Annotated in this window: 20 protein-coding genes; 15 read left to right on the top strand and 5 right to left on the bottom strand. The window is 43.0% G+C overall.

What is annotated here, in order from left to right; genetic code table 11:
- Positions 1–55: 55 nt before the first annotated feature.
- The 3 genes from CFE23_RS01780 to CFE23_RS01790 all read left to right on the top strand — a co-directional run bounded on the left by CFE23_RS01780 (position 56) and on the right by CFE23_RS01790 (position 3610).
- Entirely contained in the window at positions 56–853 is a 798-nt protein-coding gene (locus CFE23_RS01780; RefSeq protein WP_291083129.1) for a DUF2490 domain-containing protein, read from the top strand.
- A gap of 193 nt (positions 854–1046) precedes the next feature.
- The gene (locus CFE23_RS01785) at positions 1047–2192 is read left to right on the top strand and encodes a glycosyltransferase family 2 protein (RefSeq protein WP_291083132.1); all 1146 of its coding nucleotides are present in this window, start codon (positions 1047–1049) and stop codon (positions 2190–2192) included.
- A gap of 107 nt (positions 2193–2299) precedes the next feature.
- A complete protein-coding gene (locus CFE23_RS01790) occupies positions 2300–3610 on the top strand; it encodes a dihydrolipoamide acetyltransferase family protein (protein WP_291083135.1) in 1311 nt (436 codons plus the stop codon).
- Positions 3611–3690: 80 nt separating this feature from the next.
- On the opposite strand, the gene CFE23_RS01795 is transcribed toward CFE23_RS01790, so the two are convergent.
- A complete protein-coding gene (locus CFE23_RS01795) occupies positions 3691–4065 on the bottom strand; it encodes a helix-turn-helix transcriptional regulator (RefSeq protein WP_291083138.1) in 375 nt (124 codons plus the stop codon).
- A 668-nt stretch (positions 4066–4733) separates the two neighbouring features.
- Here CFE23_RS01795 and CFE23_RS01800 point away from each other — a divergent pair.
- The 10 genes from CFE23_RS01800 to CFE23_RS01845 all read left to right on the top strand — a co-directional run bounded on the left by CFE23_RS01800 (position 4734) and on the right by CFE23_RS01845 (position 11902).
- Positions 4734–5510: a 3'-5' exonuclease gene (locus CFE23_RS01800; RefSeq protein WP_291083141.1), complete on the top strand. Its 777-nt coding sequence runs from the start codon at positions 4734–4736 to the stop codon at positions 5508–5510.
- A 65-nt stretch (positions 5511–5575) separates the two neighbouring features.
- On the top strand, positions 5576–5950 hold the full coding sequence (locus tag CFE23_RS01805) for a four helix bundle protein (RefSeq protein ID WP_291083145.1): 375 nt from the start codon (positions 5576–5578) through the stop codon (positions 5948–5950).
- A 50-nt stretch (positions 5951–6000) separates the two neighbouring features.
- Positions 6001–6612, top strand: coding sequence for a fumarylacetoacetate hydrolase family protein (locus CFE23_RS01810; RefSeq protein ID WP_291083148.1), 612 nt, complete (start codon positions 6001–6003; stop codon positions 6610–6612).
- A complete protein-coding gene (locus tag CFE23_RS01815) occupies positions 6612–6956 on the top strand; it encodes a histidine kinase (RefSeq protein WP_291083151.1) in 345 nt (114 codons plus the stop codon). Before CFE23_RS01810 ends, CFE23_RS01815 begins: the two co-directional genes overlap by 1 nt.
- A gap of 266 nt (positions 6957–7222) precedes the next feature.
- Positions 7223–8488, top strand: coding sequence for a CinA family nicotinamide mononucleotide deamidase-related protein (locus CFE23_RS01820; protein ID WP_291083154.1), 1266 nt, complete (start codon positions 7223–7225; stop codon positions 8486–8488).
- Between the two features lie 146 nt (positions 8489–8634).
- Positions 8635–8871, top strand: coding sequence for a 50S ribosomal protein L28 (rpmB, locus tag CFE23_RS01825; RefSeq protein WP_291083157.1), 237 nt, complete (start codon positions 8635–8637; stop codon positions 8869–8871).
- A 26-nt stretch (positions 8872–8897) separates the two neighbouring features.
- Positions 8898–9080: a 50S ribosomal protein L33 gene (gene rpmG / locus CFE23_RS01830; RefSeq protein WP_008253902.1), complete on the top strand. Its 183-nt coding sequence runs from the start codon at positions 8898–8900 to the stop codon at positions 9078–9080.
- Between the two features lie 42 nt (positions 9081–9122).
- Entirely contained in the window at positions 9123–9275 is a 153-nt protein-coding gene (locus CFE23_RS01835) for a DUF4295 domain-containing protein (RefSeq protein WP_108370604.1), read from the top strand.
- A 328-nt stretch (positions 9276–9603) separates the two neighbouring features.
- The gene (ftsY, locus tag CFE23_RS01840; protein ID WP_291083160.1) at positions 9604–10557 is read left to right on the top strand and encodes a signal recognition particle-docking protein FtsY; all 954 of its coding nucleotides are present in this window, start codon (positions 9604–9606) and stop codon (positions 10555–10557) included.
- A gap of 91 nt (positions 10558–10648) precedes the next feature.
- Positions 10649–11902, top strand: coding sequence for a hypothetical protein (locus tag CFE23_RS01845; protein WP_291083163.1), 1254 nt, complete (start codon positions 10649–10651; stop codon positions 11900–11902).
- An 83-nt stretch (positions 11903–11985) separates the two neighbouring features.
- On the opposite strand, the gene CFE23_RS01850 is transcribed toward CFE23_RS01845, so the two are convergent.
- Complete coding sequence (locus tag CFE23_RS01850; RefSeq protein WP_291083166.1) at positions 11986–13053, bottom strand: serine hydrolase; 1068 nt, start codon at positions 13051–13053, stop codon at positions 11986–11988.
- A gap of 90 nt (positions 13054–13143) precedes the next feature.
- On the opposite strand from CFE23_RS01850, the gene CFE23_RS01855 reads away from it, so the two are divergent.
- Positions 13144–13563 (top strand): hypothetical protein, encoded by a 420-nt coding sequence (locus tag CFE23_RS01855; RefSeq protein ID WP_291083169.1) that lies wholly within the window; start codon positions 13144–13146, stop codon positions 13561–13563.
- Positions 13563–13859, top strand: coding sequence for a DUF721 domain-containing protein (locus CFE23_RS01860; protein ID WP_291083172.1), 297 nt, complete (start codon positions 13563–13565; stop codon positions 13857–13859). Before CFE23_RS01855 ends, CFE23_RS01860 begins: the two co-directional genes overlap by 1 nt.
- Positions 13860–13946: 87 nt before the next feature.
- Here the strand turns inward: CFE23_RS01860 and CFE23_RS01865 are convergent, their stop codons facing one another.
- The 3 genes from CFE23_RS01865 to bshC all read right to left on the bottom strand — a co-directional run.
- Entirely contained in the window at positions 13947–14366 is a 420-nt protein-coding gene (locus CFE23_RS01865; protein WP_291083175.1) for a nucleoside-diphosphate kinase, read from the bottom strand.
- Between the two features lie 123 nt (positions 14367–14489).
- The gene (locus CFE23_RS01870; protein WP_291083178.1) at positions 14490–17126 is read right to left on the bottom strand and encodes a T9SS type A sorting domain-containing protein; all 2637 of its coding nucleotides are present in this window, start codon (positions 17124–17126) and stop codon (positions 14490–14492) included.
- A gap of 152 nt (positions 17127–17278) precedes the next feature.
- A partial coding sequence (bshC, locus tag CFE23_RS01875; protein WP_291083181.1) for a bacillithiol biosynthesis BshC occupies positions 17279–17887 on the bottom strand: 609 nt, incomplete at its 5' end.

The following is a 17887-nucleotide window of genomic DNA, read 5'->3' on the forward strand; positions in this document are numbered from 1 at the left end:
AATGATTTGAAGCCTGCCGGAATTTTAATACCTTCGCACCGCTGAAAAATATTACATGTGTAAAAAAAATCTTCTTGTTTTATCCGTTGTGTTGTTGATGTTCACGTTTAATGGCTTTGCTCAAAACACAAGGATCAGTGACCACAATGAAGTGGGGTGGTACGGGTTTTCAGGAACTTTCAAGCTCAGTGAAAAGTGGGGCATGGTCAGTGAATACCAATGGCGCCGAAATCATATCATTACCGATTGGCAGCAGAGTTTATCGCGGATTTCCGGAAGTTATCAAATACAGCCAAGGTTGCAGTTCCGTGTCGGATATGCCTGGGCAAAGACATTTGCTTACGGAGACCTCCCAATCAACCGTTACGGCAAAAGTTACAATGAGCACCGCGCTTTTGAAATGGTGACCCTTACGGACAAGCTCGGTATCGTGAGCCTTTCACACCGTTTTATGCTCGAACAGCGCTGGATTGGGCGATACACCAGTGGCGATCTGGATAAGGAAGACCAGTTTCCGTTTCGCAACCGGTTCAGGTACATGTTCCGATTGCAAATGCCGCTGAAAGGACAATGGGTTGTAGACAAAACCCCTTATCTGGTTTTTTTCAACGAACTGATGGTGAATTTCGGGAAGAATGTGCCCGAAAATGTTTTTGATCAAAACCGCCTGGGCCTGCTTTTTGGGTATCGGGTTAATAGCAATTTCAGCCTTGAAGCCGGTTACATCAGCCAAATCCTGCAGTTTGGACGGGAGATTGACGGCAACAATGTTTTCCAGTACAATAATGGCGTGATGGTCAATACACTTTTTAGTTTTGATTTGAGTAAGAAAAGTGACAAAGTTGTAGAGTAGCAAAGTTTCAGAGTGTCTGAGTTACTAAGTTGCAGCGTAAAAGGGTAAAAGTCCAGAAATGGGAAACCCGCTCTATAGTCCATTACAAACGAGTCCAACATACTTCATAACTTAGCGACTTCGAAACTCTGAAACTTTGCTACTCTGAAACTATGTAACTTCGTAACTTTACCACTTTACAACTTTTACAACCATGCAGCTATCTGTCGTCATCCTGAACTATAACGTACGCTATTTTCTTCAGCTTTGCGTATGCAGCGTGCAACAAGCGCTGCAGGGCATCGACGCCGAGATTATTGTGGTGGATAACAACTCGTCCGATGACAGTTGCGACATGATTAAAACGCATTTCCCCACCGTCACATTAATTGAAAACAAAGAGAATTCCGGATTTCCGAAAGGCAACAACATAGGGGTAGCGGCGGCAAAAGGCGAATACATCTGCATCCTGAATCCCGATACCGTAGTGGCCGAAGATACCTTTACGAAAGCGCTGGCATTCGCCGTAAAAAAAACTAACCTCGGGATTGTAGGCGTCAAGCTGATCGACGGCAGGGGAAATTTCCTTCCGGAAAGCAAGCGCGGCATTCCTTATCCTTTTACGGCATTCACTAAAATCACTGGGCTCTATAAAATTTTCCCTGGAATATTCGGGAAATACTACGCATCGCATTTGTCAGCGGAACAAACGGGCAAAGTTGAAATACTGGTTGGTGCCTTTATGCTGATGAAACGGGAGTTATATCTTGAAGTGGGTGGTTTCGATGAGCACTGCTTTATGTATTCAGATGACATTGATTTGTCCTACACCGTGCTGAAAAAGGGGAAAGACAATTTCTATTTCCACGAAACATCGGTCATCCATTATAAAGGAGAAAGCACGGTTAAAGACGAAAAATATATGAAGCGCTTTCGCGAGGCGATGAATTTCTTTTATAAAAAGCACTTTGGAGGCTCCCTGTTGTTTTCTGCATTTATGAAAGCAGGTATTGTTTTTTTCTCATTTGTCAAAATGTTCGAGGGACGGAAAAAACTGAAATCCAGGCCGCAATCCTATTATCTGTTGTCAGAAAACGAAAACCTGAAGGAGATGATCCAGGCAAAATTGCAGGTTCCGATATGCCGCATTGCGTACCTGTCATCGGCGCAAACGATTGCGGAAAAGGAGTCCGCCTGCCTCATTTTTGACAACAGCGAAATGGATTTTAAATCAATCATTGAAGCATTTGAACTTGTTAAAAGTGACAAGATCGTCTTTCGTATCTTGGCGCAAAATACTGATTATTTGATTGGTAGCGACAGCAGTGTCGACCGGGGAGAAGTAATCTTAATTTGTTAATCCGACCCATTTGGGCTGAAATGAAATTTACATAATTCATAGTTGGAACTCAAAAAAAACATTAATTTTGCAGGCAGAAAACTAAAATCACCTTTCAGGTTAATAATATGGCAAGATTTGAACTGAAACTTCCAAAAATGGGAGAAAGTGTTGCGGAAGCGACGATTACAAATTGGTTAAAGGAAATGGGCGACACGATTGAAGCCGACGAAGCCGTGTTGGAAATCGCAACAGACAAGGTAGACTCTGAAGTCCCTTCGGAGGTCAGCGGTGTCCTGGTGGAAAAATTATTCCAGAAAGACGATTTGGTAAAAGTCGGGCAAACCATCGCCATCATCGAAGTATCGGGTGGTGTGGCCGTCGACGCGCCTTCTGAAGCGGCCATCATAAAAGATGCAGCTGTCGAAGCTGTCGAAAAAACCGTTGAAACTGCGAAAGAAGCCGCAGCCGCTCCGCAGGATTTTTCAGGGTCCGACAAATTTTATTCGCCTTTGGTAAAAAACATCGCCAAAGAAGAAGGAATATCTGTCGCCGAACTGGAAGCCATCGCCGGACACGGTAAAGATGGCCGTGTCACCAAAGATGATATCCTGAAATATGTCGAAAGTCGGAAGTCTATGGCCAAAACTCCTGCCGTAGCACCAACACCAACACCTAAAACCCAGGACCCAGCACCTGCTGCACAATCAGCACCGGTATCGGTAAATGGAGGCGACGAAATTATCGAAATGGACCGCATGCGCAAGCTGATATCGGGCTACATGGTGGCATCGGTACAAACGTCGGCCCACGTGCAGTCATTTATTGAGGTGGACGTGACCAACATCGTCAAATGGCGCGACAAAGTGAAAACGGCGTTTGAGAAGCGGGAAGGTGAGAAGCTTACGTTCACCCCGATTTTTATGGAAGCGGTAGCCAAAGCGTTGAAAGATTTCCCGGGCATGAACATTTCCGTGGATGGCGATTACATCATCAAAAAGAAAAACATCAACCTGGGTATGGCCGCGGCATTGCCAAACGGCAACCTGATCGTTCCGGTAATCAAAAATGCGGACCAGTTGAATCTCGTCGGCATGGCGAAAGCCGTAAACGATTTGGGCAACCGTGCGAAAGCCGGAAAACTCAAACCGGACGATACACAGGGCGGAACCTATACGGTTACGAACGTGGGGACTTTCGGAAGCGTGTTCGGGACACCGATCATCAACCAGCCGCAGGTCGGAATTTTAGCCCTGGGAGCGATTCGTAAAGTGCCGGCCGTTATCGAAACGCCGGAAGGCGACTTCATCGGCATCCGCCAGAAAATGTTCCTGTCACACTCTTATGACCACCGCGTCGTTGACGGCGCTTTAGGAGGAAGCTTTGTAAAAAAAGTAGCGGATTACCTTGAAGCATTTGATGTGAACAGGGATTTTTAATCAGTTTTAACCGAAATAGCATGCAAACCCTTTCCCGCCTCAAAACAGGAAAGGGTTTTTCTTTATCCGGTCGCCCGCCTTTATTTTCCCCTCAGGATGGTCTTCACTTCCTCGACGCTTTTCCCGGCGAGCCACTCTGCTACGGTGGGCAGGTCATCGTCGGCTCCGGATACGGGCAGCGCATGAAGCGCATGGTTTTCCGGGAGCTGCATGTCGCGTACGGTAAAAAGGTCGTTTGGGGTACAATTCAGGCTCAGGCACAAGTTGGTAAGCTGCCTGAAGTTGAGCTGCACTGCGGTCCCGTTCATCATATTGGTCACGGTACGGTTGTTGATTCCTGCCTTGATCAGAAAAGCGGTCGGGAACCTGATGTCCCTGGCTTTCAGTATCGGGTGCAGGTCTAAGATGATGCTGCTTTGGCGTGGCGTGAGATTGCCTCTTTTTTTTCTGAACATACGATTGATTTTAAGCTAATTAAATAGGCAATATACTAAAAATACGTAATATAGCATCATTTATACGCAATATAACGTACGCTTTACGTAATAGCACGTACCGTTTACGAAATAGAGCGTCGCCGTTACGCAATAGCACATCGCCGTTACGCAATAATAAATCGCCGTTACGCAATAAAACAGTGCCGTTACGAAATACAGCGTACCGATTTCGTAATACCGCTATATAAATACGCTATACAGTACTTTTAGTGCGCAGTGTCTTCCTTTTTCAAGGATTTCCACTGGTATTTCAGGCAATTGTGGCCTTCCGGCGCGCTTCTCCGGTGAATTGGCGGGTGATGGGAAGGGTTTTGACCCGGATGGGTTTTATTAATTGCTTGATATTTTGGGTATCCCGCTGATTTGCGGGATGTATCCAGGAATGAGACCATGCGCGTGACCGGAAATGGGCTGAAATTGTATCTGTAGGCATCTGTTTTCTGACTGTTTCATACGGGAAAGATTATCATTAGTCAAGACAATGAAAAATGAAATAAGAACCAAAGCCCGCACAAAAAGTGAGGTCTTTTTGAGACGAACCAACATTAAAGTACTGCTGTCATTGTTAATTATTAATTATCCATTATTCATTCTAAAACCTATCTTTGCATCTCAATTCAACAAAAATGGAACTCAAATTACACCGGCCCATCTGTTTCTTCGACCTCGAAACCACAGGAATCGACATTTGTAAAGACCGTATCGTCGAAATATCCATACTAAAGGTCTTTCCAAACGGCAACCGCGAAAGCAAGACCTGGCTCGTGAATCCTGAAATGCCCATTCCGCCGCAATCCACTGCGGTGCATGGCATCAGCAATGAGAAGGTCGCAAACGAGCCTACGTTTGAGGAATTGTCGCACCAGGTCTATAACCTGATTAAAGATGCGGATCTCGCAGGCTATAACTCGGATCGTTTTGACATTCCGTTGTTGGCCGAGGAACTGCTTCGTGCCGGTCTTGACTTTGATATGAAAAGCCGCGTGTCAGTCGATGTACAGACGATTTTCCACAAGATGGAAGAGCGTACGCTCAGTGCGGCACTCAAATTCTATTGCGGAAAGGCACTCGAAAATGCCCACTCGGCCGAAGCCGATACCACGGCTACGTATGAAATCCTGAAAGCCCAGCTAGACCGTTATCCGGAATTGGAAAACGACATGAAATCGCTGTCTGAGTTTACCACCCGTAAAAAGATCGCCGATTTTGCAGGCATGATCGCTTTTGATAAGGACGATGAGGAAATCTTTACTTTCGGCAAGCACAAAGGTGCTAAAGTGGCGAAAATCCTGGAGACGGAGCCGGGTTATTTCAGCTGGATCCAAAATGCGGATTTCCCCCTTTACACGAAAAAAGTCCTGACGGCCATTAAGCTCAGGAAGTTGAATAATAAGTTGAATTAGTTGCTGAGGTACTGAGTTGCTGAGTTTCTTAATAAAAAAAAGCCATACACTATTTTATACGCCTTATGAAAAATTTTAAAGAATTGCAGATTTGGCAGAAAGCCATGATTTTAGTAACTAAAACTTACGTGACGACGAAGTCATTTCCGAAAGAGGAAATTTTTGGGCTGACTTCGCAATTAAGAAGATGCAGTGTTTCAATTCCTTCAAATATTGCAGAGGGTTCAGCACGTGCATCGAATAAAGAATTTTCAAGATTTATCAGTATTGCTGCCGGCTCTTTATCTGAGTTCCAAACGCAGATTGAGATAGCAAAAAATATTAATTACATAAATGAAACAGAATTTAAGAACCTCTATGAGGATAGCCGTGAACTGGAAGCTATGATAGTGTCATTCTACAGGAAAATTTCTGCAGGCCATAACTCAGCAACTCAGTAACTCAGTAACTCAGTAACTCAGTAACTCAGTAACTCAGTAACTCAAAAAAAATGAAACTCATCTGCATCGGCCGCAATTACGCCAAACACATCGAGGAACTTCAAAATGAACGGCCGCAGGAGCCTGTGGTGTTCATGAAGCCGGATTCTGCCATTTTGCTGAAACAACACCCGTTTGTCATTCCGGAATTCTCTGAGGACATCCACCATGAGATTGAAATTCTCGTCAGGATCAATAAGGTTGGGAAATATATTGAGCCTAAATTTGCACATAAATACTATGACGAAATCAGTGTGGGCATTGATTTTACCGCGCGTGATCTCCAGCAAAAGCTGAAAGACAAAGGGTTGCCATGGGAAAAGGCCAAGGCCTTTGATGGGTCTGCGGTGATTGGAGAATTTTTGCCAAAAACACAATTTGAATCCACAGAAAACCTTACATTTGAATTAACCAATAATGGAAAATCGGTTCAAAAAGGGAATAGTTCACACATGCTGTGGAAAATTGACGAATTGATATCGTACGTCTCGCAGTTTTTTACGCTCAAAATAGGCGATGTCATTTTCACCGGAACCCCTGAAGGCGTTGCTGCTGTTCAGCCCGGAGACATTTTGGAGGGTTTTCTTGAACAACACAAACTATTCAGAATACAGGTAAAATAATGGCCCTAAATTATAACTTAGCAAAGGTCTATGCGATTTCGGAAAACGACACCGATTTCGTCCTGCAGATCGTTTCGCTCTTCGTTTCAGAAGTCCCTTCGGACCTGCAGTTTGTCAAGGAAGGAATTGAAGAAAAAAATTACAAACAGGCGTACAGTTTCGCTCATAAGATCAAGCCTACGCTGGACTTGCTTGGCATGACTGTCGCTTTTGAGGAAATTCTCGTTGTAGAGGACTGGACAAAAAGGGAAGGCAAACGCAAGGAAATTAAAGATACTTTCAAAGACCTCGAAGACCGCGTGGAAAAGGCGGTGAAGGAAATCAGGAAGGATTTTAGTCTTTGAGGTTTAAGGTGGAAGAGTTGCAAAGTTTCAGAGTGGCAAAGTTACGAAGTCGGACGGTAATAGAGTCGCAGAGTTTTTTGTAGGTAAATCTGGCGATCTGCCTCAAAAATCGGGTTAATGAATGGTTAAAGATTCTTCCTTCGCTAATTACCGGTTCTACCTTCAAAATGTTGAATAATGAACAATGAATATTCGATTTCGAAATGCAAACTTTCTAACTTTGCTACTTTGAAACTTTCTAACCTTACAACTTTCTAATTTCACATATGAAAGCCACCATCATCACCATCGGCGACGAGATCCTTATCGGGCAAATCGTTGATACGAACTCCGGGTTTATAGCTAAAGCGCTCGATAAAATTGGAATTGAAGTAGCAGAAATGCGCTCGATTTCGGATAATAAACAACACATCCTGGATACCTTCAGGGAATTTCAGGACCGTTGCGATATCGTCCTGATTACAGGTGGCCTGGGCCCGACGAAAGATGACATCACCAAGAAGACCCTTTGTGAATACTTTGATGATGAGCTCGTTATTGATCAGGGAGTGCTTGAGCACGTCACGAGGCTTATCCACAATTTTACTGGAAACACCAACCCATTATTGCAGACCAATATCGACCAGGCGCTGGTGCCTTCGAAAGCTACCGTGTTGTTCAATCAATATGGAACAGCACCCGGAATCTGGATAAAAAAGGGCAGTACCATTTTTGTGTCGATGCCAGGTGTACCCTATGAGATGAAAAGACTGATTGAAAATGAAATCATCCCGAAAATTGTCATGGAATTCAGGCGTCCCTACATCATTCATAAAACGATCATGACCTACGGGATGGGGGAAAGCATGGTGGCTGATAAGATCGCAGACTGGGAGAACAACCTGCCTGAATTCATTAAACTGGCCTATTTGCCGAGTCCTGGAAGAGTACGTTTGAGGCTTTCTGCGCGCGGGACAGATAAAGAAATGCTGGAAACCGCCATTGCTCAAAATGTCAGTAGTTTAACTGAAATTATTGGAGACATCATTGTGGGGTTCGAGGAAGACGAAACCATCGAAGTGATGCTCGGGAAGCTTTTAACAGAAAATAAATGCACCGTTTCCACAGCTGAAAGTTGCACTGGTGGGAAAATTGCCCAGATGCTGGCATCAGTACCGGGTGCTTCGGCTTACTTTCGGGGCAGCATCGTCGCTTACAGCGAGCAGGTTAAAATCGATGTTTTATCAATCGAGGAGCATCTCATCAGCCAGTTTTCGGTCGTAAGCAAAGAAGTGGCAGAACAGATGGCTTTAAATGTAAAGCGTGTAATGAATACCGACTACGCGATAGCCACGACGGGTAATGCGGGACCTACGAGAGACAAAACAGACAAGAATTTGGGGGTAGTTTATATTGCGTTCGCATTGCCGGATGATACAGTGGTTTCGTATGAGTTTAACTTCGGTCAGCCTCGCGAGAAAGTGATTGATCGTGCAGTCAATAAATCGTTTGAATTGTTGCAGGCAGCGATTTTAGGAAATGCCGGCAGGTAAATTAGAATGATGGTTTTTTGGGTAAAATTGGCATTCTTTTCCATCATTTAAAAAAAAGATAAAAATGTGGAATAATTATTTTGCGCATCGGTTTATTTTTACTTTCTTTGCACCCTGATTTTGAATAACGATAAAAGATAAGCATCATGTCAAGAGTTTGTGACCTTACAGGCAAAAGAGCGATGGTAGGAAATAACGTTTCCCACGCTATGAATAAAACGAAGAGAAAATTCTCTGTGAACTTAGTGAAAAAACGTTTTTACCTAGCTGAAGAAGACAGGTGGATAACTTTGAGAGTAGCTGCTTCTACAATTAAAACAATTAACAAAAACGGATTGACTGCTGTTTTGAAAAAAGCACAGGCAGAAGGATTTATTAAATAATCCCCACCCGATAAATATATACCACGATGGCAAAGAAAGGCAACAGAATCCAGGTAATCTTAGAATGTACTGAGCACAAGACTTCAGGTGTTCCAGGTACTTCAAGATACATTACGACAAAAAACAAGAAAAACACTCCGGACAGGTTGGAGATCAAAAAATTCAACCCAATCCTGAAACGTGTAACCGTACATAAAGAAATTAAATAATTAGAGGTTTTATTAAAATCTCAAATAATACACTTATTCGTCATGGCAAAGAAAACCGTAGCAACATTACAGACGCAATCAAAAAGATTGTCTAAAGCTATCAAAATGGTAAAGTCTCCTAAAACGGGTGCTTACACTTTTGTTGAAGCGATCATGGCTCCTGAAGCCGTTGATGAATTTCTGAAAAAGAAATAATCATTATTACATGATATACAACAGCTACTTTCTCACCGGAAGTAGCTTTTTTATTTTATATTTGCTCAGCTGTTCCGGCTGTACACTGCAAGTCCTCGTCTTTCAGGCGGTTTTTGTAAAATCCCCGCCGGCTTCCTCTGGTCGCCACGGTAATTTTCAAAAACTGCGCCTTCACGACTCCGGGCTTTCCGTTTCCATCCGGGCTAGGCAATGAGATAATGCGGGGATTAGAAAATCAGAAAATTGTCAAGTTACAACTACGTGCTGTCATTTCTGATATCTATGATACAATGATCTCATTTTCTAATTATTAAATTATCTAATTACAATGTCTTTTTTCAAAAAAATATTCTCCTCCGAAAAGAAACAAACCCTCGATGAAGGGCTCGAAAAATCAAAGACCTCTTTCTTTTCAAAACTGACTAAGGCCGTCGCGGGTAAATCAAAGGTCGACGACGAAGTCCTCGATAATCTTGAGGAAGTGCTTGTCGCGTCTGATGTAGGAGTGGATACCACACTTAAAATCATTACCCGCATCGAGAAACGTGTCGCAGAAGATAAATACCTGGGTACAGACGAACTCAATAGAATCCTTCGTGAGGAAATCGCCGGCTTACTGTCCGAGACCAATCTGGGAGAAGCTTCCGAGTTTGTGATACCATCTGGCAGCAAGCCGCATGTAATTATGGTTGTGGGCGTGAATGGTGTAGGGAAGACGACCACCATCGGTAAACTGTCGCACCAATTCAAAAAGGCAGGATATAAGGTAGTTCTTGGTGCCGCTGATACGTTTCGCGCCGCTGCAATCGACCAATTGCAGATTTGGGCGGATAGGGTAGGCGTACCCTTGGTAAAGCAACAAATGGGTAGTGACCCTGCTTCAGTAGCATTCGATACGCTTCAGTCAGCAGTAGCACAGAACGCTGACGTGGTGATTATCGATACGGCGGGCCGTCTTCACAACAAAGTGAACCTCATGTCCGAGCTAACGAAGGTAAAACGGGTGATGCAGAAGGTCATTCCGGACGCGCCGCACGAAGTATTGCTGGTGCTTGATGGTTCTACAGGCCAGAATGCGTTTGAACAGGCCAAACAATTCACTGCGGCAACGGAAGTGACGGCATTAGCGGTCACCAAACTCGACGGTACGGCAAAAGGTGGTGTTGTTATTGGTATTTCGGATCAATTTCGCATTCCGGTAAAATATATAGGCGTGGGTGAAGGTATCGAGCACCTGCAGGTATTCAATAAATTTGAATTTGTGGATTCGTTTTTTAAGTAATCTTTGGGATGAATAAAAAAAAACTGCTTAATGCGGTTTTTTTTTATGTTATTTGAAATTAATTTATATTCTTTGCGCCAAAGCAATTATTATGAGAACAATATTTTACCTCGCGGTTTTTTTTACTACAATTTGCAATGCACAAAATAGTTATGAAGCTGGCTATTATATCGATAACACCGGCACAACGAGAACTGGGCTTATTGAGAATGAATATTGGTACAATTCGCCGTCATCCATTCATTTTAAAGCAACTGACCAGGCTGATTTCGTTACGCTGGAAATTAAGGATGTAAAATCTTTTTGCATTGGGCGGGATATCAAATACATCCGGCAAACAGTTAATATTGACAATAAGAGAACAGAGATTCACAAGGAAAACAACTCTACTAACGGTAATCCAAGCTTCGAGAAGAAAACACTCTTTCTGAAAGTGTTGGTCGAGGGACCCGCGACGCTTTGTTCCATTGTTTACCTCAGTGAACCGAAATATTTTTTTTCGATGAATAATTCGGGCAGCTTCAGCCAATTGTTCTACAGGGTTTACAGTGATAATGACTTCCACGAAAAACGAAACACGTTATACCGGAATCAGTTATTCGATGCGCTTAAATGTGATAAACTTTCCTTGCAGGATTTTACAACCCTGCCCTATCAGGAGCAGGCCCTTGCAGGCATCATTCAGAAATACAATTCCTGTATGAATGTGGAAAGTAAGGTCTATTCAGAAAAGGTAAGGAAAAGCGAAGTGAAGTATTCTATCATTGGAGGACTCGGGCTGACAACTTTAAAGGTGGTTTCTACCGAGAATGTTTTCGAAAAGGGAAGTGGTTCCACATTTATTTTTGGAGGTGAAGTTTCGGTGTTGCTGCCGTTCAATAACAAGCGCATAGAGTTATTTTTAAATTCAGTTGTCGAGAAAATAGATTTCAAAGTTTATTCAGAGGACATTTCCACGGGAAGCACGGTAACGTATATCAAAGATTACATCGAAATGCAGGGAACACCAATTGATATTAATGTAGGTATGCGGTATTATTTCATAGTCAATGAGAAAAACAGGATTTTTCTAAGTGGTGCATTCGGAGTTTGCCTTGCCAATGGTACGATTAAATACTCCAGAGACAGGTATACCCCCCAGGGCATAGCGAACATCTCTGGCTTTGAAGGCAATACCGAAACTGCATTTGATGCAAAATTAGGGGTTGGCTATATGTTTAACCAAAAGATATCCCTAAACGTTGATTATGATATTTATCCAAAGAATTTTTTTAATGAAGGGGTGGGGATAAATGCTTCAGAATTGACTGTTTTGGGCTTAACGCTAAGGTATCGCTTAAACTAATCGGTTTCGCTGTTGTAATCTAATCTGCAGGAGAAGCATTGATGTCCGTTTTACGGACCTTTTTTTCGCATTGATGTTTGCTATTAATTACCGGTCAATGCACTAATTTTCTCCCAAAGCACTTCGTCAAAATCTGATAATGCCAGATTTACATTGTCTGCAGCGTCGCCCATACGGATGACGACCATTTTTTTGGATTGAACGATATATATTTTTTGGTCATTCTTTCCTAAGGCCATAAACATGTCGCCCGGCGCTGACGGAATGATACTGCCCTGAAACGTGAGCTGGCTTTGCGGCAAATGGTAGCTTGTTTTGCCATTCAGCCACCATAAATATCCGTAGGCCATGTTGATATCCTGTGAGGTTGTGGTGGCCGCGTTGAAATAATTTTCATTTAGAATTTGGATTTGCTCCCATTTTCCGTGATTCAGCATCAGCAACCCGAAACGTGCCATGCTTCTGGTGTTGCTCCAATACACACTTAAATCTTCACCGGACGACAACCATGTTCCGGTCATGCCAATTTTGTCCCGCAGCTGCGCATTAAAGTATGCACTCCAACTTTGTCCAGTAGCCGATGCCACAACATCCTGGAGCTTAACATACACGTTATGATAAGCCCAACGCATTCCGGCATCTGCTTTGTATTGCAGGTTTGCTGAAGATACGTCATCGCCTAGCGCGTCGTCGAGGCCAGATGTCATGGTGAGCAAATGCCGATTGGTGATGAGGCTTTCCTTGGCTGGAGTTTCACTTGTCCAACCTACACCCAAATATTCGGAAACCTTGTCGTTGACGCTTAAAAATCCCTGCTGTTCTGCAATGCCGGTCATGGTCGACGTTAGTGTTTTTCCCGCGCTTGCCCAGTACCAGGGTGTTGAGGCGGAGTGTCCGTTAAAATAGTTTTCCATTGCGATTCTGCCATTGATCAGAATAATGAAGCTTTTAGTATGCTTGGTGTCAAGGTAGTCTAACAAAGGCTGCACCGCATCAGCATGCCAGTTCAGGCTGGAGATTGTTTTAGTGTCCCAGGCATCACTGCCGATTGCTGGAAAATACATGTTTTCCACCGGCACGTCCTGTGTGTTTTTTTCATCAGAACAGGAAAATGATAAAATGGAAATCAAGATGATAATCGACTTTTTCATGTGAGAGAATTTAGCAATCTAAATTAGGAATTTATGTTGTTAAGTCCGGAATTATTGCCCGTTATTTAGTACTTTTATTTTTTTTAAATTATGAAAAAACACTTCTTTTTCTTTATCGCAATTGGTCTGATTGCAGGTTGTGAGCAATCAGTAACAGAAAGTTCCCTGAAAAATATAAATGGCTATTGGGAAATCTCCGAAACCATTTCCATGAAGGGAGAAACGAAGGAATTCAAAATAAATGAAACAATTGATTATTTCGAACTAAAGAATGGAAAAGGGTTTCGAAAAAAAGTAATGCCCCAATTTAACGGGCATTATACGGTGAACAATCAGAAGGAAGAAATTGTCTTACAAAAGCAAAAAGATCATTTCTATCTCGTGTATACTACACCATACGGAAAATGGAGAGATGAGATTATAAGCCTTTCAGATGAAGAGCTGGCGTTGAAAAATGAACAGGGAATGGAATATCATTACAAACGGCCGATGAAATTTTCTATAAAATAATGGCGAAGAGAATCAGCAACGATAGTGTAATTGGCGATATCCTTAAGGAAATCATTATCCAGAATAAGCTTCAGCCAGGCATAGACGCCATTTCAGTAAGCAACGCCTGGGCTTCTTTAATGGGGAATGGTGTCAAAAATTATACTAAAGAAGTTGTCCTGAAGGGCAGTACTTTATATGTGTCACTGAGTTCTTCCGTCCTTCGTGAAGAACTGGCTTACGGCAAGGAAAAAATTATGAAGATGCTCAATGAAGAGATGGGTAGGGAAGTAGTTCGGGAAGTCATTCTCAGGTAAATTCATTTTATACCGTCAAAAAATAAAAAATCCCGCTTTTAAAGACGGGATTTGATATCGATTTGTAAAGTGGATGTGTTGTCCAGATTAAAATTCTTCTCTTCCGGCAAAGTGAAATGCACTTTCGATAGCAGCATTTTCATCGCTGTCAGAACCATGGACTGCGTTTTCACCAATTGAAGTGGCATAAGCTTTTCTGATCGTACCTTCAGCAGCCTCAGCTGGATTTGTAGCTCCAATCAACGTCCTGAAATCTTCCACAGCATTTTCTTTTTCAAGAATTGCAGCTACAATCGGACCTCTTGACATAAATTCCACCAGTTCGCCATAGAATGGACGTGCTGCGTGTACGGCATAAAATGCCTTTGCATCAGCGACAGTCAATTGTGTCAGTTTTAGTGCGACGATTTTAAAACCACCATCCGTAATCATTTTCAGGATATTCCCAATATGGCCGTTTGCTACTGCATCAGGCTTAATCATTGTAAAAGTTCTGTTTGTTGCCATTGTTTTTTAAATTTGGTGCAAAATTAGTTTTTTTAAACCATATATGAAAATCAAATCACAACCAAAAAAAATCCCCAACTGTATCCAGTCGGGGATTTTCAAATTAACCCAAATTCTAAATTACTAATTCTTAATAATCTTTATCGTTTGTGATCCGCTGTCAGCGGTAATTTTTGCAAAATACAATCCTGCGGAAAGTGTCGACCCGTCAATTGAAGTTTCATTTGCAGCGAGGTTTTTACGAACAATTGTTTTTCCTGTTGCATCGATAATTTCAATTGCTGTCAGGTTAGTGTTGCCCGAGAAATTCCATGTTGTAGAAGAAGGATTCGGGGACACTGTGAATTTTATCTGTGATGGATTATTTACGCCTAAAACTACTTCGGTAAACATCCCTTCTCCACTTGGCCTGTTAAACGAGATATTGTAAGTACCCGCCGCAACTGGTATGTCCGGACCATCGAGCGTGTACACGCCTCCTGGGAATTCCGTTCCACCCCAATTTACCGTCCAACTGTCATTCTGCCTGAATTTAATTAAGCCGTCAGTTAATGTAATATTTTCAAGTGTATAAGTAATACCATCAGTAGTAGATAAATCGGTATCCGCTACATCAAATCCGTTTAAGGCAGTTCCTAAAACGCCTATGCTCACAAAGTCAAATGAATAGGCACCGGTAAGTATATTAAATGTGACGTTGTATGTTCCGGGCGTCACTGGAATATTTGCTCCTCCCTGTGTTCCGGTCCCTACAGGGAAATCTGCACTTCCCCAGTTAACATCCCATGCGTCACCCTGACGGAATTTGGCCTCCCCCGCTGTAAATGTATATGCCCAAAGGGTGTATGTGATTCCGTCTGTTGTTTGCATGTCAACATCCGGGCCGGCAAAACCGTCTGCTGTAAGGGCATCTCCAAGGATTCCAATACTTTGAAACGCTGTGAGGTTTATAAAGTTATAGTCACCGGTGATCCGGTTGAATGTTACATCGTAAGTCCCTGCATCAACAATAATATTCGCGCCTCCTAAAGTCGCCGTTCCGGAAGGGAATGCGGCATTTCCCCAATTGATGTCCCAGGCATTATCCTGACGGAACTTTGCCTCTCCATCTGTAAAAGTAAAGCCTTCGAGTGTATACAAGATCCCATCTGTCGTTGCCATATCTGTGTCAGGACCGTCAAAGCCATTTCCATCTACGGCAGTACCTAAAACACCAACCATAGGGAATTCGCCGACGATTGCAAATGCATAAGCTCCCGTAGATCTGTTGAATGTTACATTGTATGTACCGGCAGGAACTACAATATTATTTCCTCCCTGTGTAGCTGTTCCGGAAGGAAAATCAGGGCTTCCCCAGTTGATCGTCCAGGCATCATCCTGACGGAATTTCGCTTCTCCCGAAGTAAAGGTATAATTTGAAAGGGTATAGGTCTCTCCATCTGTGGTGGAAAGGTTTGTGTCCGGACCGGAAAAACCTTCGGCGGAAACGGCACTACCTAAGATTCCAATACTTGGATACAACGGCGTTCCTACAAAGGTATACGCTAAGGTCTGAATGTTAAACGTCAAAGTATAAGTTCCTGCAACCACAGGGATGTTGGATCCCCCAGAAACGGCAGTGCCTGCTGGGAACGTATTTCCAAAAAGATCTACTCCCCAATTGATATCCCACGCATCATCCTGGCGGAATTTTAGTTCCCCATCAGTGAAAACGTAATTCGAAAGGGTATAAATAACGCCATCTGTTGTGGACATGTTTGTGTCAGGACCCGCGAAACCATCGGAATTGACAGCGGTACCCAGCACGCCAATATTTGTAAATATTACTGGTGCATCAAAAGAATATTCCCCAGTTTCACGGTTGAAATGAACACTGTAATCTCCAGCGGTCACCATAATGTTTGCTCCTCCCTGTGTTCCGGTTCCGCTTGGAAAGTCTGCACTTCCCCAGTTTACCTCCCAGGCGTCGCCCTGCCGGAACTTAGCCTCTCCCTCCGTAAAGGTATGGTTGTATAGGACATAGTGAATGCCGTCGGTCGTTGAAAGATCGGTGTCAGGATCGTTAAATCCATTGGCAGAAACTGCAGTACCAATGATTCCTACACTGGGGAACGTAAAGCTATAAGCCCCAGTTATGATATTGAAGTTAACAGTATAGGTGCCTTCTGGGACAAAGATGTTGCCGCTGTTCAACGTGGCCGTTCCCGCTGGAAATGTACTGCCTCCCCAACTTATTTCCCAGGCATCATCCTGGCGAAATTTCATTTCTCCGCCAAGGAAGTTGTAATTCGTTACCGAATAATTGATTCCGTCAAACGTCACCATATCGACGTCAGGACCATTAAATCCGTCGGCAGTTACAGCTGTCCCTATCATTCCGATGTTTGGAAATGAAATAACGTTTGTAAATGAATACGCACCCGTTTCACGGTTAAAAGTTACATCGTAGGTACCCGCGACCGTGACGATATTTGCGCCACTAAGTGCTCCGATACCAGATGGAAAGGCGGCACTCCCCCAATTGATTGCCCAGGCACCGTCCTGCCTGAATTTTAACCCTCCGCCCGGAACCGCAGTGGTTACTGAGAGATTCGACAGCGTATACGTAATGTTGTCTGTGGTAGACATAATGTGGGTATCCGGCGTGTTTGGATCATTGTCTGGCCATCCACCAACGGCTTCTCCGACGATGGAGATGCTTTGCGCATTGCCTAAAGAGAAGGCCAAAATCGCAATAAGGAATAGTAAAGTTTTTTTCATTTTTTTGCTGTGTTTTGTTAAAGTATCCGTTAAATTTAATTAAAATTTAACACGGGGATACTCCATAAAAAAGAAAAACACATACGAAAACGTTTGCGTATTGATAACTTTTTTAGTTAACGACAATAAAAAATGAAATTAGCAATGCCAACCTAAAAAATGATGACCTCGAATCGTTGTTCCAATGGCTCAAGTCTGGACATCAGTGTTTTAATCAGAATATTGCCATATTCGAGATAAAATTCTGCGAAATTCGCGGTTCGCTCCTGCAGCCCGCCGAAAGGGAAAAGTTCGTTTTGTAGTGTCTTGATACGGTCTAACTCGTCTTGGTATGCTTTTTTCTGCGCTTTTAGCAAACGCTTTTCAAGATTTTCCAATCCTTTTGTTTGTTTAGCAGCCTGGGCTTTTACAGCTCCCATGAACGATTTATCCGTGGACTCTGCGATGGACTCAAGGTGGACAAATTGTGCTGCGAGAAATTCTTTTTGTTGTGTAAAATCTATCGGAAATTCAGATAATTCATGGATTTTCTTATTTTCCAATGCCTGCTGTTTCATAAATAAATCTTTCCAGGTTAACTGCAATTTATCAGCTTTTCCTGATTGTTTTGCTGTGGCTAACAACACCGAATTTCGGATAAGTAAAATCGGGAAGGTAACGCCGACCGCTTCAAAAAACGATTTTAGTTCGAGCCAATAAGCAATCTCACCACCACCACCGATATAGCATAAGTTGGGTAAAATCACTTCCTGGTAAAGGGG

The organism is Flavobacterium sp. BFFFF1 (genome assembly GCF_002256285.1).
GTDB lineage: Bacteria > Bacteroidota > Bacteroidia > Flavobacteriales > Flavobacteriaceae > Flavobacterium.

Bases quoted from the DNA above. Each gene is read 5' to 3' on its own strand.
- CFE23_RS01780 (WP_291083129.1), top strand. From the start codon at position 56: ATGTGTAAAAAAAATCTTCTTGTTTTATCCGTTGTGTTGTTGATGTTC.
- CFE23_RS01815 (WP_291083151.1), top strand. From the start codon at position 6,612: ATGGCCCTAAATTATAACTTAGCAAAGGTCTATGCGATTTCGGAAAAC.
- rpmB (WP_291083157.1), top strand. From the start codon at position 8,635: ATGTCAAGAGTTTGTGACCTTACAGGCAAAAGAGCGATGGTAGGAAAT.
- CFE23_RS01820 (WP_291083154.1), top strand. From the start codon at position 7,223: ATGAAAGCCACCATCATCACCATCGGCGACGAGATCCTTATCGGGCAA.
- CFE23_RS01835 (WP_108370604.1), top strand. From the start codon at position 9,123: ATGGCAAAGAAAACCGTAGCAACATTACAGACGCAATCAAAAAGATTG.
- CFE23_RS01850 (WP_291083166.1), bottom strand. From the start codon at position 13,053: ATGAAAAAGTCGATTATCATCTTGATTTCCATTTTATCATTTTCCTGT.
- CFE23_RS01795 (WP_291083138.1), bottom strand. From the start codon at position 4,065: ATGTTCAGAAAAAAAAGAGGCAATCTCACGCCACGCCAAAGCAGCATC.
- CFE23_RS01810 (WP_291083148.1), top strand. From the start codon at position 6,001: ATGAAACTCATCTGCATCGGCCGCAATTACGCCAAACACATCGAGGAA.
- CFE23_RS01805 (WP_291083145.1), top strand. From the start codon at position 5,576: ATGAAAAATTTTAAAGAATTGCAGATTTGGCAGAAAGCCATGATTTTA.
- CFE23_RS01860 (WP_291083172.1), top strand. From the start codon at position 13,563: ATGGCGAAGAGAATCAGCAACGATAGTGTAATTGGCGATATCCTTAAG.
- CFE23_RS01870 (WP_291083178.1), bottom strand. From the start codon at position 17,126: ATGAAAAAAACTTTACTATTCCTTATTGCGATTTTGGCCTTCTCTTTA.
- CFE23_RS01845 (WP_291083163.1), top strand. From the start codon at position 10,649: ATGAGAACAATATTTTACCTCGCGGTTTTTTTTACTACAATTTGCAAT.
- CFE23_RS01790 (WP_291083135.1), top strand. From the start codon at position 2,300: ATGGCAAGATTTGAACTGAAACTTCCAAAAATGGGAGAAAGTGTTGCG.
- CFE23_RS01855 (WP_291083169.1), top strand. From the start codon at position 13,144: ATGAAAAAACACTTCTTTTTCTTTATCGCAATTGGTCTGATTGCAGGT.
- ftsY (WP_291083160.1), top strand. From the start codon at position 9,604: ATGTCTTTTTTCAAAAAAATATTCTCCTCCGAAAAGAAACAAACCCTC.
- CFE23_RS01800 (WP_291083141.1), top strand. From the start codon at position 4,734: ATGGAACTCAAATTACACCGGCCCATCTGTTTCTTCGACCTCGAAACC.
- CFE23_RS01865 (WP_291083175.1), bottom strand. From the start codon at position 14,366: ATGGCAACAAACAGAACTTTTACAATGATTAAGCCTGATGCAGTAGCA.
- CFE23_RS01785 (WP_291083132.1), top strand. From the start codon at position 1,047: ATGCAGCTATCTGTCGTCATCCTGAACTATAACGTACGCTATTTTCTT.
- rpmG (WP_008253902.1), top strand. From the start codon at position 8,898: ATGGCAAAGAAAGGCAACAGAATCCAGGTAATCTTAGAATGTACTGAG.